The organism is Ornithinimicrobium sp. CNJ-824, from assembly GCF_001942405.1.
GTDB lineage: Bacteria > Actinomycetota > Actinomycetes > Actinomycetales > Dermatophilaceae > Ornithinicoccus > Ornithinicoccus kibberensis.
This window is the reverse complement of sequence record NZ_MKKA01000060.1, coordinates 72922-96015: the sequence shown is the minus strand read 5'-3', so window position 1 is coordinate 96015 and position 23094 is coordinate 72922. Positions and strand designations below refer to the sequence as shown.

General features: G+C 70.9%; 15 protein-coding genes, 1 tRNA gene and 5 pseudogenes. 9 read left to right on the top strand and 12 right to left on the bottom strand.

Annotated elements, in window-relative coordinates; all coding sequences use genetic code 11:
* The first annotated feature begins 5 nt into the window (after window positions 1–5).
* Complete coding sequence (locus BJF81_RS15060; protein WP_075959012.1) at window positions 6–692, top strand: MBL fold metallo-hydrolase; 687 nt, start codon at window positions 6–8, stop codon at window positions 690–692.
* Window positions 686–1597, top strand: a complete 912-nt coding sequence (locus BJF81_RS15055; RefSeq protein ID WP_237770278.1) for an EamA family transporter — start codon at window positions 686–688, stop codon at window positions 1595–1597. Before BJF81_RS15060 ends, BJF81_RS15055 begins: the two co-directional genes overlap by 7 nt.
* A gap of 18 nt (window positions 1598–1615) precedes the next feature.
* Here the strand turns inward: BJF81_RS15055 and BJF81_RS15050 are convergent, their stop codons facing one another.
* The 4 genes and pseudogenes from BJF81_RS15050 to rpsA form a co-directional block, all read right to left on the bottom strand.
* The gene (locus BJF81_RS15050; protein ID WP_083664281.1) at window positions 1616–2737 is read right to left on the bottom strand and encodes a TerC family protein; all 1122 of its coding nucleotides are present in this window, start codon (window positions 2735–2737) and stop codon (window positions 1616–1618) included.
* Window positions 2738–2831: 94 nt separating this feature from the next.
* Window positions 2832–4933, bottom strand: a pseudogene (gene uvrB, locus BJF81_RS15045) (excinuclease ABC subunit UvrB).
* 67 nt (window positions 4934–5000) lie between these two features.
* Window positions 5001–6590, bottom strand: a pseudogene (locus BJF81_RS15040) (BCCT family transporter); the annotation flags it as partial.
* 199 nt (window positions 6591–6789) lie between these two features.
* Window positions 6790–8258: pseudogene (rpsA, locus tag BJF81_RS15035) on the bottom strand (30S ribosomal protein S1).
* Between the two features lie 208 nt (window positions 8259–8466).
* Here rpsA and BJF81_RS20580 point away from each other — a divergent pair.
* The 5 genes and pseudogenes from BJF81_RS20580 (at window position 8467) to BJF81_RS15010 (ending at window position 13439) form a co-directional block, all read left to right on the top strand.
* A pseudogene (locus BJF81_RS20580) lies at window positions 8467–9259 on the top strand (class I SAM-dependent methyltransferase).
* Between the two features lie 136 nt (window positions 9260–9395).
* Entirely contained in the window at window positions 9396–10721 is a 1326-nt protein-coding gene (locus tag BJF81_RS15025; protein WP_237770277.1) for a branched-chain amino acid ABC transporter permease, read from the top strand.
* 18 nt (window positions 10722–10739) lie between these two features.
* Entirely contained in the window at window positions 10740–11717 is a 978-nt protein-coding gene (locus BJF81_RS15020) for a branched-chain amino acid ABC transporter permease (protein WP_075959010.1), read from the top strand.
* 43 nt (window positions 11718–11760) lie between these two features.
* Window positions 11761–12651, top strand: coding sequence for an ABC transporter ATP-binding protein (locus BJF81_RS15015; protein WP_141338811.1), 891 nt, complete (start codon window positions 11761–11763; stop codon window positions 12649–12651).
* Window positions 12648–13439, top strand: coding sequence for an ABC transporter ATP-binding protein (locus BJF81_RS15010; RefSeq protein ID WP_083664279.1), 792 nt, complete (start codon window positions 12648–12650; stop codon window positions 13437–13439). The genes BJF81_RS15015 and BJF81_RS15010 overlap by 4 nt, the downstream gene beginning before the upstream one ends.
* A gap of 73 nt (window positions 13440–13512) precedes the next feature.
* On the opposite strand, the gene BJF81_RS15005 is transcribed toward BJF81_RS15010, so the two are convergent.
* The 3 genes from BJF81_RS15005 to polA all read right to left on the bottom strand — a co-directional run bounded on the left by BJF81_RS15005 (window position 13513) and on the right by polA (window position 17725).
* Complete coding sequence (locus BJF81_RS15005; RefSeq protein WP_342447165.1) at window positions 13513–14523, bottom strand: ABC transporter substrate-binding protein; 1011 nt, start codon at window positions 14521–14523, stop codon at window positions 13513–13515.
* Window positions 14502–14828, bottom strand: a complete 327-nt coding sequence (locus tag BJF81_RS21215) for a hypothetical protein (RefSeq protein WP_342447164.1) — start codon at window positions 14826–14828, stop codon at window positions 14502–14504. The genes BJF81_RS15005 and BJF81_RS21215 overlap by 22 nt, the downstream gene beginning before the upstream one ends.
* Before the next feature lie 161 nt (window positions 14829–14989).
* Window positions 14990–17725: a DNA polymerase I gene (polA, locus tag BJF81_RS15000; RefSeq protein WP_075959008.1), complete on the bottom strand. Its 2736-nt coding sequence runs from the start codon at window positions 17723–17725 to the stop codon at window positions 14990–14992.
* 19 nt (window positions 17726–17744) lie between these two features.
* Here polA and BJF81_RS14995 point away from each other — a divergent pair, with 19 nt between their 5' ends.
* Both BJF81_RS14995 and BJF81_RS14990 read left to right on the top strand, forming a co-directional pair.
* Window positions 17745–18182 (top strand): hotdog fold thioesterase, encoded by a 438-nt coding sequence (locus tag BJF81_RS14995; protein ID WP_075959007.1) that lies wholly within the window; start codon window positions 17745–17747, stop codon window positions 18180–18182.
* A gap of 24 nt (window positions 18183–18206) precedes the next feature.
* Window positions 18207–18977 carry a DUF554 domain-containing protein gene (locus BJF81_RS14990; RefSeq protein ID WP_075959006.1) on the top strand — a complete coding sequence of 257 codons (771 nt, stop codon included), beginning with the start codon at window positions 18207–18209 and terminating at the stop codon, window positions 18975–18977.
* Between the two features lie 3 nt (window positions 18978–18980).
* Here BJF81_RS14990 and BJF81_RS14985 read toward each other — a convergent pair.
* The 5 genes and pseudogenes from BJF81_RS14985 to BJF81_RS14965 all read right to left on the bottom strand — a co-directional run bounded on the left by BJF81_RS14985 (window position 18981) and on the right by BJF81_RS14965 (window position 23090).
* A pseudogene (locus BJF81_RS14985) lies at window positions 18981–19513 on the bottom strand (ANTAR domain-containing response regulator).
* A 292-nt stretch (window positions 19514–19805) separates the two neighbouring features.
* A tRNA-Leu gene (locus BJF81_RS14980) sits at window positions 19806–19891 on the bottom strand.
* Between the two features lie 79 nt (window positions 19892–19970).
* Window positions 19971–21431, bottom strand: a complete 1461-nt coding sequence (gene pyk, locus BJF81_RS14975) for a pyruvate kinase (protein ID WP_075959005.1) — start codon at window positions 21429–21431, stop codon at window positions 19971–19973.
* 40 nt (window positions 21432–21471) lie between these two features.
* Entirely contained in the window at window positions 21472–22365 is an 894-nt protein-coding gene (gene lgt / locus BJF81_RS14970; protein ID WP_083664278.1) for a prolipoprotein diacylglyceryl transferase, read from the bottom strand.
* The gene (locus BJF81_RS14965) at window positions 22362–23090 is read right to left on the bottom strand and encodes a DsbA family protein (protein ID WP_075959004.1); all 729 of its coding nucleotides are present in this window, start codon (window positions 23088–23090) and stop codon (window positions 22362–22364) included. The genes lgt and BJF81_RS14965 overlap by 4 nt, the downstream gene beginning before the upstream one ends.
* Window positions 23091–23094: the final 4 nt, after the last annotated feature.

The window sequence follows — 23094 nt, the reverse complement described above, 5'->3', positions numbered from 1 at the left end:
AGCAGATGAGCACGTCCACCGAGGCCCGCGGGCACGTGGAGCCCGGAGGACCCAGCTGGGTCCTCGACCTGGGGCCCGCGACGGTCCGCAAGTGCAGCGTGTCCGAGATGGACAACGACGTGTACCTGCTGACCTGCACGGCCACCGGGGACCGGCTGCTGGTCGACGCCGCCGACGACGTCGAGCGCATCTGGGCCCTGCTCGCCGAGGACGTCGAATCCCCAGGCCGCGACCGACTGGGTCAGGTGCTCACGACGCACCGCCACTGGGACCACCACCGGGCCCTGGCCGACGTGGTCCGCCGGACGGGCGCCACCACGCTGGCCGGGCACGACGACGCCGACGAGCTCCCCGTCCCCGTGGACGTCCGGCTGGGGCACGGGGACACGGTGCAGGTGGGCCGGCTCGTGCTGCGCGTCGTCGGGCTGCGGGGGCACACGCCCGGGTCGGTGGCCCTGGAGCTGTCCGTGCCGGGCCGGCCCGTGGTGCTGCTCACCGGTGACAGCCTGTTCCCCGGCGGTCCGGGGAAGACCTGGTCGCCGGAGGACTTCGCCCTGCTGATCGACGACCTCCAAACCCGGGTGTTCGACGTCTACGACGACGACACCCTGGTCCTGCCCGGCCACGGCGACAACACGGTCCTGGGGGTGGAACGGCCGCACCTGTCGGAGTGGCGGGACCGCGGGTGGTGACCACGCCCGGGTCGGCCCCCCGCAGAGGCATCCCCCCGGTGGGCCTCGTCCTGCTGGCCGTGGTGTCGGTCCAGTTCGGCGGGGCCCTCGCGGCGACCCTCCTGCCCCTCGTGGGGGTGCTGGGCTCGGTGGCCCTGCGACTGGTGCTGGCCGCCCTCATCCTGCTCGCCGTCGTCCGACCACGGGTGAGGGGCCGCACCCGCGCGGACTGGGCCGTGGTCGGTGCGTTCGCGCTCGCCCTGACCGCGATGAACCTGGCCTTCTACGGGTCGCTGGCGCGCCTGCCGATCGGGGTCGCGGTGACGATCGAGTTCCTCGGGCCGCTGACCCTGGCGGCCGTGCTGTCCCGCCGGCCCCGTGACCTGGCCGCGGTCGCCGCCGCCCTGGCCGGGGTGGTCCTCATCTCCGAGGCCGTGACCACGCCGTGGGCCCAGCTGGACCTGGTCGGGATCGCGCTCGCCGCGACCGCCGGGGTCTGCTGGGCCGCCTACATCGTGCTGAGCCGGCGCACCGGCGCACGGTTCGCCGGCCTGGACGGGATCGCGCTGGCCATGGCGATCGGCGCGGTCCTGACCCTCCCCCTGGGGCTGGCGACCGCCGGTGCCGACCTGTGGTCAGGCGAGGCGCTCCTGCGTGGTCTGGGCATCGCCCTGCTGTCCTCGGCGATCCCCTACAGCCTGGAGCTCATGGCGCTGCGGCACCTGCGCTCGGGGACCTTCGGGGTCCTGCTCAGCCTCGAGCCCGCCGCCGCCGCGCTGGCCGGGCTGCTCGTGCTGGGTCAGGTCCTCTCCGCCACGCAGCTGGTCGGGATGACGCTGGTGGTGCTGGCGAGCATCCTCGTGCTCGGCCGTGGCGGAGGCGGCGGGGTGCCGCGCCGCGACCCGGCCGCAGCCAGCGGCGCGTGAGGGCCGGGGAAGGCTTGGTCAGTCCTCCCCGTCCCGCCGGTCCGCCGGACCCGGCAGGTCGGGGGTGTCGGAGCGCGGCTGCTCGTGCGGCTCGCCGAAGAGCGAGACCTCCTCGAGGTCGAGCTCGTCGTCACCCTCGGTGTCCCGACCGTCGCGGCGGTCCTTGCGCGTCTTGAGCAGGGACGCCACCGCGGTCACACCCAGGATGCCCACGATCATCGTCAGGGACAGCCAGATCGGGATCTCCGGGACGCCGTGGATCGGTTCGCCGTCGTTGACGAAGAACAGCGAGTTCTCGTGCAGGGCGTGCAGGACGAGCTTGACGCCGATGAAGGCCAGCAGCACGGCCAGGCCCAGGCCCAGGTAGACCAGCCGCTTGAGCAGGTCGCCCAGCAGGAAGTAGAGCTGGCGCAGGCCCATGAGGGCGAAGACGTTGGCCATGAGGACCAGGTAGGGCTCCTGCGTGAGCCCGAAGATCGCCGGGATCGAGTCGAGGGCGAAGAGCAGGTCGGTGGTGCCCAGCGCGATGATGACGATCGCCATCGGGGTCAGCACCCGCTTGCCGCTCTCCATGACGCGCAGCTTGGTGCCGCCGTCCCAGGACTTGGTGACCGGGAAGCGCCGTTCGATCGCCTTCAGCAGGGCGTTCTCCTCGTACTCCTCCTCGCCGTGGCCCTGGTGGCCGAGGTTCTCCCGGGCCAGCTTGACGGCGGTGTAGATGAGGAAGGCCCCGAAGATGTAGAAGACCCACGACCACCGCTCGATCGCGGCGGCGCCCACGAGGATGAAGATGGCCCGCATCACCAGGGCCATGACGATCCCGACCATGAGGGCGTACTGCTGGTACTTCCGCGGCACCCCGAACTTGGCCATGATGATGAGGAAGATGAACAGGTTGTCGATCGACAGGGAGTACTCGGTGAGCCAGCCGGCGAAGAACTCCCCCGCCAACTGACCGCCCTCGAGGAGCAGCACGCCGAGGCCGAACAGCACGGCCAGGCTCACGTAGATCGTCAGCGCGACCGAGACCTCCCGCCGCGAGGGCTCGTGCGGGCGCCGGCCCAGGACCAGCAGGTCGAAGGCGAAGATGACGGCGATGATGACGAGGGTGACGATCCACACCCACGTGGGGACGGTCATGCAGCTACCTTCCGGTCAGGCCGGGGGCACCGTCCGGACGAGGACGTCGCCGGGATGCGCACCTCCGATGGGCGCGGACATTCTGTCACAGGCGTCACTGGGCGTCGCGCATCTGCCGGAGCTCCTTCTTGAGGTCTCCGATCTCGTCGCGCAGCCGGGCAGCCAGCTCGAAGTGCAGATCGGTGGCCGCCTGGTGCATCTGCTCGCTGAGCTCGTGGATGAGCTGGGCCAGCTCCACCGCCGGCAACGACTCGGTGGAGCGTCGTTCGATGACCGAGCTGCCGACCGCGGCCGCGGCGCCGCGCCCACGACCGGTCCCCCGGGACTGCCGGCGTCCGCTGCCCATCAGGGTCTCGGTGTCGGCGTCCTCGCGCTCGAGCATGTCGGTGATGTCGGCGATCCGCTTGCGCAGCGGCTGGGGGTCGACGCCGTGGGCGGCGTTGTAGGCCAGCTGCTTGTCCCGGCGACGGTTGGTCTCCTCGATGGCCTCGGCCATCGAGGGGGTGATGCTGTCGGCATACATGTGCACCTCGCCCGAGACGTTGCGCGCCGCCCGCCCGATGGTCTGGATCAGTGACCGCGCCGACCGGAGGAACCCCTCCTTGTCCGCGTCGAGGATGCTGACGAGGGAGACCTCGGGCAGGTCGAGTCCCTCCCGCAGCAGGTTGATGCCCACGAGCACGTCGTACTCCCCCAGCCGCAGCTCGCGGAGCAGCTCGACCCGTCGCAGGGTGTCGACCTCCGAGTGCAGGTAGCGCACCCGGATGCCCTTGTCGAGCAGGTAGTCGGTGAGGTCCTCCGCCATCTTCTTGGTGAGGGTGGTGACCAGGACCCGTTCGTTGCGCGCCGTGCGCTCGCCGACCTCGTGGAGGAGGTCGTCGATCTGCCCCTTGGTCGGCTTGAGGACGACCTGCGGGTCGACGAGGCCGGTGGGGCGGATGATCTGCTCGACGACACCATCTGCCTTGGCCATCTCGTAGTCGCCGGGCGTGGCCGACAGGTAGACGGTCTGGCCGATGCGCTCGAGGAACTCCTCCCACTTCAACGGACGGTTGTCCATCGCGCTCGGCAACCGGAAGCCATGGTCCACGAGGGTGCGCTTGCGGGACATGTCCCCCTCGTACATCGCACCGATCTGCGGCACGGTCACGTGCGACTCGTCGATGACGAGGAGGAAGTCCTCGGGGAAGTAGTCCAGGAGGCAGTTGGGCGCCGAGCCCGGGCCCCGCCCGTCGATGTGCCGGGAGTAGTTCTCGATGCCCGAGCAGCTGCCGACCTGGCGCATCATCTCGATGTCGTAGGTGGTGCGCATCCGCAGCCGCTGGGCCTCCAGCAGCTTGCCCTCCCGCTCGAACCGGGCCAGCTGGTCGGCCAGCTCGGCCTCGATGGAGGAGATGGCCCGCTCCATCCGCTCCGGGCCGCGACGTAGTGGGAGGCCGGGAAGACGTACATCTCCTCCTCCTCGCGCACGACCTCGCCGGTGAGCGGATGGAGGGTGTAGAGCCGGTCGATCTCGTCGCCGAAGAACTCGATCCGCACGGCGAGCTCCTCGTACTGGGGGATGATCTCCACGGTGTCCCCGCGCACCCGGAAGGTCCCGCGGGTGAAGGCCGTGTCGTTGCGGGTGTACTGCATGGTGACGAACCGCCGCAGCAGGTCGTCGCGGTCGACGGTGTCCCCGACCCGGAGGCGCTCCATCCGGTCGACGTACTCCTGGGGGGTGCCCAGGCCGTAGATGCAGGACACCGAGGCCACCACGACGACGTCGCGGCGGGTCAGCAGCGAGTTGGTCGCCGAGTGCCGCAGGCGCTCGACCTCGTCGTTGATCGAGGAGTCCTTCTCGATGTAGGTGTCCGTCTGCGGGACGTAGGCCTCGGGCTGGTAGTAGTCGTAGTAGGAGACGAAGTACTCGACCGCGTTGTGCGGGAGCAGCTCGCGGAATTCGTTGGCCAGCTGGGCGGCGAGCGTCTTGTTGGGCGCCATCACCAGGGTCGGCCGCTGCACCTGCTCGATGAGCCAGGCGGTGGTGGCCGACTTGCCGGTGCCGGTGGCCCCCAGCAGCACGAGGTCCTGCTCATCGGCCCCGATCCGGCTGGACAGCTCGGCGATGGCGGCAGGCTGGTCCCCGGCGGGGCTGAACTCGGACTCGACCCGGAACGGGGCGACCGTGCGCTGCAGGTCGGTGGTGGGGCGCATATCACCGAGGCTAACGTCCGGGTCCGACGGTCCTGTTCCCGTCGGACCCGGACGAGGGGGGGTCGCCTCAGGCCCGTCCGCCCTCGAGCCCGGGCTGCGGGTCGTCCTGCAGCTCCTGCGCCTCCAGCGCGAGCTCCCGCGTCAGGATGCGCCGCTCGACCTGGTCGCGCCACTTCTCCTCGGCGATGAACGCCTTCACGAGCGAGATCATGATGCCGATCATCACGAGGGTGAACGGTGCTGCCGTGATGATCGCCATCGTCTGGAGGGACTGCAGGCCTCCGCCCTCGACGCCCGCGGCCGCCCCGGCCACGATGAGGACGGCTGCGATCGCCCCTTCGAGCACGGCCCACATGACGCGGCTCCAGACCGGCGGGTCCGGGTTGCCGCCGTTGGCGATCATGTCGACCACGTAGGAGCCCGAGTCGGAGCTGGTGACGAAGAAGATGACGATCATGATGATCGCCAGGCCGGACAGGAAGGGTCCGCCCGGCAGTGCGTCCAGCATCTGGAACAGGGCCTCGTTGGTCGCGACCGACCCGTCCTCGCCCACCAGACCGCCGTCGCCGAAGATCTCCCGGTGCAGGGCGGTGCCGCCCATCACGGTGAACCAGCCCATGGTGAGCAGGGTCGGCACGAGGAGCACCCCGGTGATGAACTCCCGGACCGAGCGGCCCTTGGAGATGCGGGCGATGAAGATCCCCACGAAGGGCGACCAGCTGATCCACCAGCCCCAGTAGTAGGTCGTCCAGCCGCCGAGCCAGGCCGGGCCCTCCTCCTGGTAGGGCAGCGTGGAGAAGCTCATCGAGAAGAAGTTCTGCAGGTAGAAGCCGACGGCCTGCACCATGTCCCGGAGCAGGAAGAGGGTCGGTCCGGCCACGAGCACGAAGAGCAGCAGCAGCCCGGCGAACGCCAGGTTGATGTTGCTCAGCCACTTGATGCCCTTGCCGATGCCCGTCATCACCGACCCGGTCGCGATGAGGGTGATGACCGCGATGAGAGCGACCTGGCCCCAGGCGCCCACGCCGTCGGTCAGCCCGACGAAGTCGAGGCCCGCGGCCACCTGGCTCACGCCGAACCCGAGGGACGTCGCGACCCCGAACAGGGTGCCGACGACGGCGACGACGTCGATGACGTCACCTAGCCAGCCCTCCACCCGGCGCCCCAGGAGCGGCCGCAGGGCCCAGCGGATGGAGACCGGGAGCTTCTTGCGGTGGACGGCGTAGGCGACGCCGAGGCCCACGATGATGTAGATCGCCCAGGCGTGCAGCCCCCAGTGCAGGAAGGTCCGGCCCATCGCGGCGTTCGCCAGGCCGGCGGGCGTGTCCGCGGCGACGCCGGGCGGCGGCCCGGCGAAGTGGAACAGCGGCTCGGCCACGCCCCAGAACATGAGCCCGATCCCCATCCCCGCGCTGAACAGCATCGCGAACCAGGAGACGTAGCTGAACTCCGGCTCCTCGTCGTCCTGGCCGAGCCGGATCTCGCCGTAGCGGCTGATGGCCAGCCAGATCGTGAAGACGACGAACACGAACGTCAGCAGCACGTAGTACCAGCCGATCGTGTTGACCACGACCTCGTTGGCCTTCTCCAGCCCCCGGTTCATGGGCGCGGGGAAGATGGCGGCGGCCAGGACGAAGGTGGTGATCAGGACGGCGGCCGGCCAGAAGACGCGGGGGGCCAGCCCCGGGGTGACCGTCGGTGGCGGCGGCCCAGCCGGCCCGTCGGGCCTGGTGGTGTTGGTGCTCATCTGCTCTCCTCGGATGGTGTCGGGGGGCTGACGCAGGAGGAGCCCGACCCTGTCCGGATCGGGCTCCCCCAGGACCGGGGACGGCCGTGGCCGCCCCGGTCTGCTGCTCTCAGTTGCCGGTGAGCTTCTCGCGGAGGGCGGCCAGGGCCTCGTCGGAGGCGAGGGTGCCCGTCGCCTCCTCGGCGGCGGTCGGCGTGGAGGAGTAGGACGAGCTGCTGCTCGCCGGGGCCGCCTCCACCCCGTCGTCGGAGTCGGCAGCCTCGGCGGCCGCCTCGACCTGCGCCTTGTGTGCCTCCCAGCGGCGTGGGCGTCGGCGTACTCCTTCTCCCACTTCTCGCGCTGGGTCTCGAAGCCCTCGAGCCACTCGTTGGTCTCGGGGTCGAAGCCCTCGGGGTACTTGTAGTTGCCCTGCTCGTCGTACTCGGCGGCCATGCCGTAGAGGGTCGGGTCGAACTCGGCCGTCAGCGCGTCGTTGGCCTGCTTCAGCGACAGCGAGATGCGACGACGCTCCAGGTCGATGTCGATGACCTTGACGAAGACCTCGGCACCGACGCTGACGATCTGCTCCGGCAGCTCCACGTGGCGCTCGGCCAGCTCGGAGATGTGCACGAGGCCCTCGATGCCATCCTCGACCCGCACGAACGCGCCGAAGGGGACGAGCTTGGTGACCTTGCCGGGCACGACCTGGCCGATGGCGTGGGTGCGGGCGAAGGTCTGCCACGGGTCCTCGAGGGTCGCCTTGAGCGACAGCGAGACGCGCTCGCGGTCCATGTCGACGTCCAGGACCTCGACAGTGACCTCGTCACCCACCTCGACGACCTCGCCCGGGTGGTCGATGTGCTTCCAGGACAGCTCGGAGACGTGGACGAGCCCGTCCACACCGCCGCCGAGGTCCACGAAGGCACCGAAGTTGACGATGCTGCTGACGACGCCGGAGCGGACCTGGCCCTTCTGCAGCTCCTTGAGGAAGGTGGTGCGCACCTCCGACTGCGTCTGCTCCAGCCACGCCCGGCGGGACAGCACCACGTTGTTGCGGTTCTTGTCCAGCTCGATGATCTTGGCTTCGATCTGCTTGCCGACGTAGGGCTGCAGGTCCCGGACGCGACGCATCTCGACGAGGGAGGCGGGCAGGAAGCCGCGCAGGCCGATGTCGAGGATGAGGCCGCCCTTGACGACCTCGATGACGGTGCCGGTGACGACCCCGTCCTCCTCCTTGACCTTCTCGATCGAGCCCCAGGCGCGCTCGTACTGGGCCCGCTTCTTGGACAGGATCAGGCGGCCCTCCTTGTCCTCCTTCTGGAGGACCAGGGCCTCGACCTCGTCGCCGACCGAGACGACCTCGGAGGGGTCGACGTCGTGCTTGATGGCGAGCTCGCGCGAGGGGATGACACCCTCGGTCTTGTAGCCGATGTCGAGCAGGACCTCGTCGCGGTCGACCTTGACGATGACACCTTCGACGATGTCGCCGTCGTTGAAGTTCTTGATCGTCGCGTCGATCGCTGCGAGCAGCTCCTCCTCAGACCCGATGTCGTTGACAGCGATCTGGGAGATGGCCTTCTCGGCCGTGGTTGCAGTCATGTAGTAGGGGCTCCGATTGTGGACAGGAATTCAGATGGACGGTGGGTGTTCGCGCCGGCCGCCGCCGAGCATGCACGAGCGCACGCGACGCGCCGGTCAAGCCTATCCGCGGCACGCACGCAGGTCAAAGCGGCCGCGGCGGCGCGGCCGCTGGCACACTGGGACGGTGGACACCGAGCCTACGCCCGACCGGGTGGTGCGTCGCCCGATGGGCCACGACGAGGCGGTCCGTGCTGGGCGCGGCTGGTGGGACGCCGAGGCCGAGGCCTACCACGCCGAGCACGGCGGCTTCCTGGGGGACGACGAGCTGACGTGGGGCCCGGAGGCTGGACGGAGACGGACCTGGGCCTGCTGGGCGAGCTGGCCGGCGCCCAGGTGCTCGAGGTGGGGGCGGGCGCGGGCAGGGGGCCCGGTGGTGCGCCGGACGGGGCGCCCTTGCCGTGGCCTCGGACCTCTCCGGGGCGATGCTCGCCGTGGGGGCCCGGCTGCAGGACGGGGCGCCCACGGCCCGCCGGCCGGCCCTCGTGCAGGCCGACGGCGCGCGGCTGCCCTTCGCCGACGCGTCCTTCGACGTGGTGTTCACGGCCCACGGCGTGCTGGCCTTCGTGCCGGACGCGGGAGCCGCCCTCCGCGAGTGGGCCAGGGTGCTGCGGCCGGGCGGGCGGTGCGTCTTCTCCCTGCCCCACCCGGTGCGGTGGGCCTTTCCCGACGTCCCGGGCCCCGAGGGCCTGCGCGCGACGCACCCCTACTTCGACCGGCGTCCGTACGTGGAGGAGACGGACGACGGGACCGCCACCTACAGCGAGCACCACCGCACGCTGGGCGACCTCGTCCGCGCCGTGGTCGCCGCCGGGCTCGTGCTCACCGACCTGGTCGAGCCCGAGTGGCCGCAGGGCGCGGACCACGTGTGGGGCGGGTGGAGCGCCACCCGGGGCCGGCTGCTGCCGGGAACGGCCATCCTGGTCTGCCACCGCCCCGAAGGACCTCCGGGGTCCGCCTAGGTCACGATCCGGACACGGCCGCGTCCGGAGCCTGTCGGGCTCGACCTCGCTCCCCTATGCTCTGCCCACGTGACGCACCCGCCGCGGGTGCGTCACGTCATACCGTGACCCGTGACCTTCCCAGGTTGGAGGAGCAGTGCCGCCCACCACCTCGTTCCCTGAGCGCCCGTGCGTCCGCAGGCCCTGGCACCTGCTGGGCGTGCTGCTCGCGGTCCTGCTCGTCGCCCTCTCCCCCGTCGCCGCGCTGGCGCAGGGCGGGTCGGACCCCTCGCAGGTCGGCGTCGACGAGTACGACGACGTCGTGACCGTCAACATCCGCTACGACAACGAGCCGGTCGAGGGTGCCCGCGTCGTGCTCAGCGGTGGCGGGTTCGAGGCGGAGGCCGTGACCAGCGACCGCGGGCAGGCCCGGATCGGGGTTCCCACGACCGACCCCTACGAGGTGCTCGTCGACGAGGAGACGCTGCCCGAAGGGGTGACGGTCACCGGCGACAACCCGCTCACCGTCAGCTACGGGTCGCAGTTCTTCCAGCCGGCCAACTTCTTTCTCGGCGAGGGTGAGCGGGAGACGACCAGCTTCCTCGACCAGTTCGTCGAACGGCTCATCAACGGGCTGAACTTCGGGCTCATGCTGGCCCTGGCCTCGATCGGCCTGTCCCTCATCTTCGGCACGACGGGGCTGACCAACTTCGCGCACGCGGAGATGGTGACGCTCGGGGCCATCGTCGCGCTGGTCTTCGGGGTGGACCTCGGCTGGCCGATCTGGCTGGCCATCCTGCTCGCCGTGGTGCTCAGCGGGGCCTTCGGCTGGCTGATCGACGCCGGGATCTGGCGGCCGCTGCGCCGCCGGGGCATCGGGCTGGTGCAGATGATGATCCTCACCATCGGCTTCTCGCTGGCCCTGCGCTACGTCTTCCAGTTCTTCATCGGCGGCGGCACCAGCCAGCTCCCGGGGGCCGGGGGCACCAAGCACCAGATCCTGGGTCCGATCAGGCTGTCGACCATCGACATGGTGAGCATGGGCCTAAGCCTGGTCGTCCTGCTCGCGGTGGCCTACTGGTTGCTGCGGACCAGGACCGGCAAGGCCACCCGCGCCGTCGCGGACAACCGGCCGCTGGCCGCCGCCAGCGGCATCGACGTCGAGGGGGTCACCCGGATCGTGTGGGTCGCCGGGGCCGCGCTCGCCGGTCTCTCGGGCGTGCTGTGGGCCTACTTCCGCCCGGGCATCAAGTGGGACATGGGGATGCAGATCCTGCTGCTCATCTTCGCCGCGGTGGTGCTCGGCGGTCTGGGCACCGCCTTCGGGGCGTTGCTCGGGGCCCTGATCATCGGGATCCTCGTGGAGGTCTCCACCCTGTGGATCCCCTCGGACATCAAGTACGTCGGGGCCCTCGGCGTCCTCATCATCATCCTGCTCGTGCGGCCCCAGGGACTTCTGGGTCGAACGGCGCGCATCGGATAGCGGCAAGGGAGAACTGCGATGGACTGGGGCCAGATCCTCAACAACACGCTGAGCTTCATGCTCTCCACCGAGACGATCGGGTTCATGCTCGCCGCGCTGGGGCTCGCGATCCACTTCGGCTACGCGGGGCTGCTGAACTTCGGCATGGCCGGTTTCATGGCGATCGGCGCCTACGGCTACGCGATCTCCATCCTCAGCTTCGGCTTCCCCTGGTGGGCGGCGATGGGGGTCAGCATCGCCGGCGCGGTCGTCTTCGCCGTGCTGCTGGGGATCCCCACCCTGCGGCTGCGTGCGGACTACCTGGCGATCGTGACGATCGCGGCGGCCGAGATCGTCCGGCTGCTCTTCCAGACGCAGCTGTTCGACGAGTGGACCAACTCGGCCGACGGCCTGGGCGGCTACCACGCCAGCTTCCGTGACGCCAACCCGTTGCCGGCCGGTTCGTTCACCCTCGGCCCCTGGTCCTACACCTCCGACCAGTGGTGGGCGCGGCTGTTCGGCCTCGTCCTGGTGGCGGTGGCCGTCCTGCTGGTCTGGCTCATCATGCGCAGCCCCTGGGGGCGCGTGCTCAAGGGCATCCGGGAGGACGAGGACGCGGTCCGCTCGCTCGGCAAGAACGTCTTTGCCTACAAGATGCAGGCGCTCGTCCTGGGCGGGGTGCTGGGATCCCTCGGCGGGGTCGTCATCGCCCTCCCCTCGGCGGTGATCCCGCAGTACTACCTGCCCAGCCTGACCTTCTTCGTCTGGACGGCGCTGCTGCTGGGCGGTGCGGCCACCATCTTCGGGCCCGTCCTGGGCGCGGTCATCTACTGGGCGCTGATGGCCTTCCTGTCCGGCGTCCTGCCCGCCATGGCCGGCGAGGGCTGGCTGCCGATGACCGAGACGCAGGCCGGCTACCTGCGCTACGTCCTCGTGGGTCTGGCCCTCATGCTGCTCGTCGCGTTCCGCCCGCAAGGACTGCTGGGGAACAAGAAGGAGATGACCTTTGTCAAGTAACCAGCCCAGTCACGACGACGACCACCTCGTGGCCACCGAGGACCTGGCGCCCACCGTGCACGGCGAGAAGGCCGTCGACCTGGCCACCGGCCCGGCGCGACCCGGGGTGCCCAAGAAGGATCCCATCCTCGTGGCCGACCACATCACGCGGTCCTTCGGCGGTGTGCACGCGGTGGACGTCGACCACGTGGAGATCCCGCGCCACGCCATCACGGCGCTGATCGGACCCAACGGTGCGGGCAAGACCACCCTGTTCAACCTGCTCAGCGGGTTCGACCGGCCCGACACCGGCGAGTGGGAGTTCAACGGGCGCTCCCTCGCCGGGATCCCCGCGTGGAAGGCCGCGCGGCGCGGTCAGGTCCGCACCTTCCAGCTCACCAAGGTCCTCAACCGGCTCACCGTGCTCGACAGCATGAAGCTCGGCGCCAGCAAGCAGAAGGGGGAGAGCCTGCTCTTCTCCGTCCTGCCGTTCACCTGGCGCGCCCAGGAGAAGCAGATCGAGGAGCGGGCCCTGGTCCTGCTCGAGAAGTTCAGGCTGCTGGACAAGAAGGACGACTACGCCGCCGCGCTGTCGGGCGGGCAGCGCAAGCTGCTCGAGATGGCCCGGGCCCTGATGACCGACCCGGAGTTCGTGCTGCTGGACGAGCCGATGGCCGGCGTGAACCCGGCGCTGGTCCAGTCACTCCTCGACCACGTGGTCAACCTCAAGCGCGAGGGGATGACGGTGCTGTTCGTCGAGCACGACATGCACATGGTCCGGCACATCGCCGACTGGGTGGTCGTCATGGCCGAGGGCCGGGTCGTGGCCGAGGGTCCGCCTCAGGAGGTCATGAAGGACGAGGCCGTGGTGGACGCCTACCTGGGCAGCCACCTCGACCAGGACATCGGTGTCATCACCGGCCGGTACGACGAGGAGGGCAACCGCATCCCATGAGCGAGCACACCGAGCACCCCTCCCCCGGCGTCGCCACGTCCACCACCGCCCCCGGACGGGAGCTCGTGATCGACGTCCGGGACGTCACCGCCGGCTACCTGCCGGGCGTGGACATCCTCACGGACACCAACCTGCAGGCCTACGACGGAGAGCTCATCGGGATCATCGGCCCCAACGGGGCCGGCAAGTCGACCCTGCTGAAGGCGATCTTCGGCCTGGTCAACGTGCGCAGCGGCACCATCAGCCTGCGCGGCGAGGAGATCACCAACCTCAAGGCCAACAAGCTCGTGGGCAAGGGCGTGGGCCTGGTCCCCCAGACCGAGAACGTCTTCCCCACCCTCACCATCCAGGAGAACCTGGAGATGGGCGCCTACCAGCGACCCACGGTCGTCAAGGAGAACCTGGCCTTCGTGCTGGACATCTTCCCTGCGCTCAAGGACCGCCTCAACCAGGTGGCCGGCTCGTTGAGCGGCGGCGAGCGGCAGATGGTGGCGATGTCCCGGGCGCTGATGATGCGCCCGGACGTGCTGCTGCTGGACGAGCCGTCGGCGGGTCTGTCCCCCGTGCGTCAGGACGACGCCTTCATCCGGGTCTCCTCCATCAACGAGGCCGGCGTGACAACCATCATGGTCGAGCAGAACGCCCGCCGCTGCCTGCAGATCTGCGACCGCGCCTACGTCCTCGACCAGGGTCAGGACGCCCACACCGGGACCGGCCGGGAGCTGCTCAACGACGAGCGGGTCATCGGGCTCTACCTGGGCACCCTGGGCCAGGACGAGGCCTCCTGACCCGGACCTGCCCCTCGTACGCAAGGAAGGGCCCCCGGGACGCGTCCCGGGGGCCCTTCCTCGTGCCGTGCCGTCAGTTCTGCCGGACCAGCTCGTTGTTCCCGTCGTACTCGAAGATGCCGATGGTGGCCTCGGTCGGGTCACCGTTCTCGTCGAAGCTGATCGGGCCGGACGGGCCGTCGTAGTCGACCACGCCGCCGTCCACGATGATCTGGGCGGCCTCGGCGAAGTCGCTCACCTTCTCGCCGCCGCCGGTGCCACCGGAGACCTCCTGCATCTTGGCCGCCATGTCGGGGCCGTCGACCGAGTCGGCCGCCAGGGCCGCCAGCGCGCTGAGCATCACGGCGTCGTAGGACTCGGCCGCGTAGTTCCAGTCCTCCAGCTCGTCGTTGCCGGCAGCGGTCCAGACGTCGTTGAGCTCGCCGCGGAAGTCGTCGCCCAGGTCCGGTCCGGGCTGGGTGCCCTTGGAACCCTCGAGCAGACCGGCGTCGAACTCGTCGCCGTAGTTGGACAGGTTGCCGTCGACGAAGTAGAGGCTGCCGGTGTCGAAGCCCGCCGCGTCCAGCGCCGGGATGATCGTCGTGGCCTCCTCGAAGGTGATCAGCGCGATGGCGTCCGGGTTCTGGGCCATGACCGAGCTGATCTGCGCGTCGAAGGTGGTGTCGCCGGCGTTGTAGGACTCGCTCGCCACGATCGTGCCGTTGGCGGCCTCGAAGGTCTCGGTGAGCTGGGCCTCCAGGCCGGTGCCGTAGGCGTCGTTGAGGTAGATGATCCCCAGGTTGACCACGCCGTCGGAGGCGATCAGGTTGCCGAGCACCTCGCCCTGGAGCAGGTCCGAGGGGGCCGTGCGCCAGTAGAGGTCGTTGTCCTCCCAGTCGGTGAACTCCGGGGCCGTGTTGGCCGGGGAGATCATCAGCGTGTCGGCGGCCACGACCTCGTCGATGAACAGCTTGGACACGCCCGAGGACGCCGCCCCCACGATGACGTTGACACCGGCGTTGAGCAGCTGCGGGACCGTGGTGGCGTAGGCCCGGTTGTCCGGGTCGCCGGAGTCGCCCAGGGTCACGTTGACCGTGATCCCCATGTCGCGTCGTTGATGTGCTTCTCGGCGAGGAGGACACCGGCCTCCTCGGGCGGGCCCAGGAAGGCCAGCGCCCCGGTCTGCGGCAGGACGGTGCCGACCTCGAGGGTCAGGTCGCGTTCACCGGCGGCGCCGGTGGCCTCCGCGTCGTCGTCCTGGGTCTCCTCGGAGGCGGTGTCGTCGTCCGCGGGGGCGGCGGGGTCGTCGTCCCCGTTCCCGCACGCGGCCAGCACGAGGGTGGCCGCGGCGACGGCGGCAACCCCACGGGCGGTTACGGACGCCCGAGAGCGAAGAGAGGTGGGCTTCATGGTGCTCCTCGTGTCGATGGGGGCGACCACTGCGTCGCCCGGTGCCCTGAACGTAGAGGCGGACACCCCCGAGCACAAGGGGTCGACCCGTGCGTGGCGCCGATCGTTCCCACATCGTTACCCGCGGACGTGCAGGTCACGCCGCTGGTGCCGCGACGGGGTCAGTGGGCGGCCTCGTGCCAGCTCCGCCCCACGCCCACGCTGACGTCCAGCGGCACGGACAGGTCCGCAGCCCCGCCCATCTGCGCGCGCAGCAGCGTCTCCACCTGGTCCTGCTCACCCGGTGCGACCTCCAGCACCAGCTCGTCGTGCACCTGGAGCAGCATGCGGGAGGCCAGTCCCTGCTCCCGCAGGGCCCGCTCGGTCCGCAGCATCGCCACCTTGATGATGTCGGCGGCCGAGCCCTGGATCGGCGCGTTGAGGGCCATCCGCTCGGCCATCTCGCGGCGCTGCCGGTTGTCGCTGAGCAGGTCGGGCAGGTGGCGACGGCGGCCCAGGATGGTCTCGGTGAACCCGCTGCGACGCGCCTCGGCCACCACGTCGCGCAGGTAGTCGCGCACGCCGCCGAACCGTTCGAAGTACTCCTCCATCAGCTCCTTGGCCTCACCGGTGGAGATGGTCAGCTGCTTGGACAGCCCGAAGGCCGACAGCCCGTAGGCCAGCCCGTAGCTCATCGCCTTGACCTTGGACCGCATCTCCAGGGTCACCTCCTCCGGCTGCACGCCGAAGACGCGCGAGCCGACGAAGCGGTGCAGGTCCTCACCGGTGCGGAAGGCCTCGATGAGGCCCTCGTCGCCGGACAGGTGCGCCATGATCCGCATCTCGATCTGGCTGTAGTCGGCGGACATGAGCGACTCGTAGCCGGTGCCGGTCGAGGCGTCCCGGCCGACGACGAAGATCTCCCGGATCCGCCGCCCCTCCTCGGTGCGGATGGGGATGTTCTGCAGGTTCGGCTCGGTCGAGCTCAGCCGGCCGGTGGCCGCGATCGTCTGCTGGTAGGTGGTGTGGATCCGGCCGTCGTCGGCGACCGACTTCACCAGCCCCTCGGCCGTCACCCGCAGGCGGGCCTTGTCCCGGTGGCGCAGCAGGGCCTCGAGGAAGGGGTGCTCGGTCTGGGCGTAGAGGCCGGCCAGGGCGTCGGCGTCGGTGGTGTAGCCGGTCTTGGTGCGTCGGGTCTTGGGCAGGCCGAGCGTCTCGAAGAGCACCACCTGCAGCTGCTTGGGCGAGCCGAGGTTGACGGTCTCGTCGCCGAGGGCGTCCCAGGCGTCCTGCTGCGCCTGGGCCATCGCGGCGGCGAACTCGCCCTCGAGCGCCTCGAGCATGGGCAGGTCCACGGCGATGCCGGCCTGCTCCATCCTGCGCAGCACGCCCACGAGCGGGAGCTCCACGTCGCGGAGCAGATGCTGCTCCGGCTCGTCGGACAGCTCCTCGTCCAGCGTGACGGACAGGTCGTGCACGGCCCGGGCGTGGACCATGGCGGCCCGCCCGGCCGCCGCATCCACCTCGTCGGCCTGCTCCTGCTCCTCGTCGTCCCAGCCCAGCGCCAGCTGCCCGTCGTCCCCGCCGTCGTCGGTGCCCTCGTCCAGCCGCAGCTCCCGGTGCAGGTAGCGCAGGGCCAGGTCCGCCAGGTCGTAGGACCGCTGGTCCGGCCGGACCAGGTAGGCCGCCAGCGCGGTGTCGCTGACGACGCCCTCCACCGGCAGGCCGACGGTCTCCAGCGAGGCGGTCTGTCCCTTGGCGTCGTGCAGCACCTTGGGGCAGGCGGCGTCGGCGAGCCAGTCGCGCAGGGCCTGCTCGTCCGCGACGTCGGCCCGGTCGAGGGACAGGTATGCCGCGTGCTCGGCCCCGGCGAGGCCGAGCCCCGTGGCCTCGCCCGCGCCGGCGGGGGTCCGCGGGGCGGCCTGCACGACCAGGGCGAGGCGCTCCCCCGGCCCGGCGTACTCACCGAGCCAGCTCGCGAGCTCACCGGGACCCAGCAGGCTGCCGGCAACCTCGATGCCCTCCTCGGCCTCGGTCTCGGCGGACTCGAGGGTGGCGAACAGCCGCTCGCGCAGGACCCGGAACTCCAGGCCGTCGAAGACCCGGTGGACCTCCTCCCGGTCCCAGCCGCGCGCCTGCAGGTCGGCCACGCCGACCGGCAGCGGGACGTCCCCGACCAGCTGGTTGAGGCGTCGGTTGCGCAGCACCTGGTCCAGGTGGTCGCGCAGCGCCTGGCCCGCCTTGCCCTTGAGCTGGTCGGCCGCGCCGACGATCCCGGTCAGGTCGCCGAACTGGGCGAGCCACTTCGCGGCGGTCTTGGGGCCCACGCCGGGCACGCCCGGGAGGTTGTCCGAGCTCTCCCCCACCATCGCCGCGAGGTCGCTGTAGCGCTCGGGCCGGACGAGGTACTTCTCCTCGATCTTCTCCGGCGTCAGCCGCCAGGTCTCGGACACACCGCGGACGGGGTAGAGCAGGAGGGTGCGCTCGTCGACGAGCTGGAAGGCGTCCCGGTCGCCGGAGAGGATGACCACCTCCAGCCCCTCGGCCCGGGCCTGGGCGGTGAGGGTGGCGATGATGTCGTCCGCCTCGTAGCCGTCGACCTCGACGTGGGTGATCCGCAGGGCGTCCAGCACCTGCTTGACGAGGTCGACCTGGCCGACGAACTCCCCGGGCGTGGACGCGCGCCCGGCCTTGTACTCGGCATACTCCTGGGTCCGGAAGGTCTGCCGGGACCGGTCGAAGGCGACCGCCACGTGGGTGGGGGCCTCGTCGCGCAGCACGTTGATGAGCATCGAGGTGAACCCGTAGACGGCATTGGTGCTCTGACCCGTCGTCGTCGAGAAGTTCTCCACCGGCAGCGCGTAGAACGCGCGGTAGGCCAGCGAGTGTCCGTCCAGCAGCAGCAGCAGTCGACTCACGCATGGCAGCCTATGTCCCATGACCGACAGCACCCAGTCCGTCCCCTGCTCCGCCCTGCCCGGTCTGGAGGAGACCCTCGGGGGGACGCTCGTGGAACGGATGGGGATGGAGCTGGTCGAGGTGTCCGCGGAGCGCACCGTGGCGCGGATGCCGGTCCGGGGGAACACCCAGCCGTACGGGCTGCTCCACGGCGGTGCGTCGGCGGCCCTGGCCGAGACGGTGGGCTCGCTGGCCGCCGCCACGCACGCCGCACCCGGGCGGATCGCGGTGGGCGTGGACCTCAACGCCACCCACCACCGGGCCGTCCGTTCCGGGTGGGTCACGGGGGTGGCGACCCCGCTGTCCCTGGGGCGGTCGGTGGCGTCCTACGAGATCGTCGTGACCGACGACGAGGGGCGGCGGGTGTGCACCGCCCGGCTCACCTGCGCCCTGCGGGAGCGCCCTCCGGCCGGCTGAGGCGGCGCACCTAGGCTGTCCCGCATGGATGGCGCCTTCCCCGGGCTGGGGACCGTGATCAACGTCGTGGCGGTGCTGCTGGGAGCGACCGTGGGCATGGTGGCCGGCAACCGGCTCCCCGACCGGGTGCGCTCGGTGGTCACCGACTGCCTGGGGCTGGTGACCCTCCTGGTGGCCGTGCTCTCGGCGCTGGACGTCACCGCCCCGGCCCTCGCGGCGGCGGTGGGGGACGGTGTGCCCGTGCTCGTGGTCCTGGGCAGTCTGCTGGTCGGCGGGATCGTCGGTTCGCTGCTGCGGATCGAGCAGCGCCTGGAGTCCCTCGCCGGGGTCGTGCAGCGGTGGGTGCACCGCCGGTCCGTGCCCGGCGAGCGGGGCCACGCCGAGCGGGAACGCTTCATCGAGGGCTGGCTGACCGCGTCCCTGCTCTTCTGCGTCGGACCGCTGACCATCCTCGGCTCGCTCTCGGACGGCCTGGGCCGCGGCATCGACCAGCTCGTCCTCAAGTCGGCCCTCGACTTCTTCGCCTCGATCGCCTTCGCGTCGACGTTCGGGATCGGCGTGCTCGCCTCGGCGGTGTCGGTGGCCGTCGTCCAGGGCGGGCTGACGGTCGTGGGGGTCACGCTCGGCGCGGTCGTGCCCGAGGCGCACATCGCCGCCCTGACGTCCGTGGGCGGGCTGCTGCTCGTGGGCATCGCCTTCCGCCTGCTCAACATCCGGCAGGTCCCCGTGGGCGACCTGCTGCCCGCCCTCCTGGTGGCCCCGGTCCTGGTGTCGGTCTTGGCAGGACTGGGCTGAGGTCTAGGAGGAGCCGGGCATCCCCGAGATGACCGCGTCGGCGACCTCGCGCATCGAGAGGCGCCGATCCATCGCCGCCTTCTGGATCCACCGGAAGGCTCGGGCTCGGACAGCTTGAGCTGGGCCATGAGCAGACCCTTGGCCCGGTCGACCCGCTTGCGGGTCTCGAACCGCTCGCCCAGGTCGGCGACCTCGGACTCCAGCGCCTTGCGCTCGGCCCACCGGGCTCGCGCGATGTCGATGGCCGGCAGCACGTCGGCGGCGCTGAACGGCTTGACGACGTAGGACATCACGCCCGCGTCGCGGGCCCGCTCGACGAGGTTCTTGTCGCTGAACGCCGTGAGCATGACCACCGGCGCCAGGCCCTCGCGGCCGATCTGCTCGGCCGCCGAGATCCCGTCCATGCCGGGCATCTTGATGTCCATGACGACCAGGTCCGGGGAGGTCTCGCGGACCATGTCGACGGCCTGCTCGCCGTCGGCCGCCTGCCCCACGATCTGGTGGCCGGACTCGGTCAGCATCTCGGCGAGGTCCATCCGGATGAGGGCCTCGTCCTCGGCCAGCACGATGCGCAGACCCGTCGTGCCGGCCTCCTCCGCACCGGCGCCGGGCTCCTCCGCGCCAGCCGTGCCAGCCTCGTCGGGGGTGGCAGAGGTGGGGGTGTCCTCCGTCGCGGAGGTCTGGGCGTCGTCGGCCGGGGTCACGGGGGCGTCGTGCGCGGCGTCCGCGCCGGAGGGGGTGCTGTCCTTGGTCACGGGGGTCAGCCTATCTGGCCCGCGTGATCCTGGACCACCGGTCCGGCGTGAGGGCGCCAGGATGGGATCCTGCTGGTGCCGGGAGCGGGACTTGAACCCGCACGCCCTTGCGGGCAGAGCATTTTGAGTGCCCCGTGTCTGCCGTTCCACCACCCCGGCGGGCGCGTCGTCGACGGGCACAGCATACCCGCCGTGCCCCAGGGCCCTGCGTGCGTGCGTCCACGGAGGCCGACGATGCTCAGACCAGCGGCGGGTCGTCCTGGTAGGCGGGGGCCCGACCGAAGATGGCGTCGCCGACCCGGTGCAGCCGCAGCGCGTTCGTCGTGCCGGAGACCCCGGGCGGGGAGCCGGCGACGATGACCACGAGGTCGCCCTGCTGGCACCGCTCCTCCCGCAGGAGCACCTCTTCGACCTGGGAGACCATCTGGTCGGTGTGCCACACGAAGGGGACGAGGAAGGTCTCCACGCCCCAGGTCAGCGCCAACCGGGAGCGGGTGTGCTGCTCGGTGGTGAAGGCCAGCATGGGCACCTCGGGGCGGACCCGGGCCATCCGGGTCGTGGTGTCGCCGCTCTGGGTGAAGGTCACGAGATACTTGATGTCCTCGAGCGACTCGGCGATGCTGATCGCCGCCCGGGTGACCGCACCTCCCGGGGTCCGCGGCTTGGTGAGGATCGGGGCGATGCGGTGCAGCCCGTGCTGCTCGGTGGCCGAGATGATGTCGGCCATGGTCTCCACGGCCCGGACCGGCCAGGCGCCCACCGACGTCTCCCCCGACAGCATGATGGCGTCGGCCCCGTCGAGCACCGCGTTGGCGCAGTCGCTGGCCTCGGCCCGGGTCGGGCGGGGGTTCTCGATCATCGACTCCAGCACCTGGGTGGCCACGATGACCGGCTTGGCCTTCTCCCGGCACAGCTGGATGGCGTCCTTCTGCACCAACGGCACCTGCTCCAGGGGCATCTCCACCCCGAGGTCGCCGCGGGCCACCATCACCCCGTCGAAGGCGTCGACGATCTCGGTCAGCTTGTCGACGGCCTGCGGCTTCTCGATCTTGGCGATGACGGGCAGGATCCGCCCCTCGTCCTCCATCACCCGGCGCACGTCGTCGTAGTCCGCGGCGCTGCGCACGAAGGACAGCGCCACGAAGTCGGCGCCCGAGCGCACCGCCCAGCGCAGGTCCTCCTCGTCCTTGTCCGACATGGCCGGGACGCTGACCGCCGTGCCCGGCAGGTTGATCCCCTTGTTGTTGGACACCACGCCGCCGACGACGACCTCGGTGACCACGTCGGTGCCGGAGACCTCCGTGGCGCGCAGCATGACCTTGCCGTCGTCGATGAGCAGGTCGTCCCCGGTGTGCACGTCCCCGGGCAGCCCCTCGTAGGTGGTCCCCACGCTGCCCTGGTCCCCGGGCACCTCGCGGGTGGTGATCGTGAACGCGTCCCCCCGGGCCAGGGTGACCGGTCCGGCGGCGAAGGTGCCGGTGCGGATCTTGGGGCCCTGCAGGTCGACCAGGACCGCGACGGCGTGACCGGCCTCGTCGCTGGCCCGCCGCACCCGCAGGTAGCGCTCGTAGTGCTCCTCGTAGGAGCCGTGCGACAGGTTCAGCCGGGCGACGTCCATCCCGGCCTCCACGAGCGCGAGGATCTGCTCGTAGGAGTCGGTGGCGGGTCCCAGCGTGCAGACGATCTTGGCGCGGCGCATGGGCACCAGCCTAGTGCCGGTGCGGGGGTGCCGTGCGACGTCAGGCCGTCGCGGGGGTATGCCGTTCCGCGGCACCCCGGGCGGGCAGGTCGCCCACCCGGCGCCGCCACCACCAGATCGCCGCTCCGAGGAGGAACACGGCGATGGAGACCCAGACGTTGATGCGCTGCCCGAAGACCATCTGCGCGGGGTCGGTGCGCATGATCTCGATGAAGAAGCGGCCCAGGGTGTAGCCCATGAGGTAGAGCCCGACCACCTGGCCACGCGCCAGCCGGAACCGGCGGTCGACCAGCAGGATGGCCACGGCCACGAGCAGGCACCACAACGCCTCGTAGAGGAAGGTCGGCTGGAAGGTGCCCAGGACCACCGCGTCCCCGGCGGCGTCCCGGACGGCCTCGCCTCCGGACATCTCGTGGATCTGCACGGCCCACGGGGCGTCCGAGGGGCCTCCGTAGAGCTCGTTGTTGAACCAGTTGCCCCACCGGCCCAGCGCCTGCGCCACGAGGAGGCCGGGCATGAGCGCGTCGGCGATGTCGAGGAAGGAGTAGCCGTGCCGCCGCGCACCCCACCAGGCGCCGACGGCGCCGAGGGCCACCGCGCCCCAGATGCCCAGGCCGCCCTCCCAGATCTTCACGGCGTCGGCCAGGTTGCCCTCCGGCCCGAAGTAGGGCCACGGGCTGGAGACCACGTGGTAGATCCGCCCGCCGACGATGCCGAGCACGATGGTCGGCACCGCGATGTCGTAGATCTCCTGGCCGGTGCCTCCCCTGGCCCGCATCCGCAGGGAGGTGATCCACATGGCGGCGAAGATGCCGACGAGGATGGACAGCGCGTAGCCCCGCAGCGGGAACGGCCCCAGCCACCAGACCGACTGCTCGGGGCTGGGGATGGCGGTCAGCAGGGCCGGGGCGGCCCCGACGGGGAGGAGGGTCATCGCCCCTGGGCCTCGAGCACCTCGCGCAGGACGCCGGGCTCCTGGATGAGCCTGCTCAGGTCCTCCTGGGGCAGCTCCTCGCCGTCGACGAACACGGTGGGGGTGCTGTTGACGCCGTCCTCGTTGGCCCGCTGCTGCATGTCCTGGACGTAGTCGGCGTGCGGCTGCTCCGCCACGCAGGCCTGGAAGTCGGTGAGCGCGTCCCCGTCGACGCCCGCCTGCTCGGCGTAGCCCACGAGCTGCTCGTCGGTCCACCCGGCCCCCTCGGCCGGCTGCTCGGCGAACAGGGCCTGGTGGTAGGGCAGGAAGACGCCGGCGTCGTCGGCGCAGAGCATCGCGTTGGCGGACCGCTTCGAGGAGTCGTTGCCGATGTTGCCGTCGAGGAAGGACATGATCTGGAAGGTGACGTTGACCTCGCCGGCCTCGACCATCTCGGCGAGGTCCTCGCCGATTTGGTTCTCCAGCCGGGCGCACCACGGGCACTGCGGGTCCTCGTAGATGCGCACCTGGGTGACGTCGGCGTCCACGCCCGGGCCGACGCTGACGCCGCCGCCGTCGGGCAGGGTGCTGGAGCTGCCGACGGCCTCGAGGTCGCCGCCACGGGTGGCGGCCCAGACGAGCACGCCCAGGAGGGCGACGACGAGGACGACCACGCCGGCGATGAGCCCGGCGGACGGTCCGCGGGCGGCGACGGGCTTGACCTCGGGGGCAGGGGGGCGGGGCATGGGA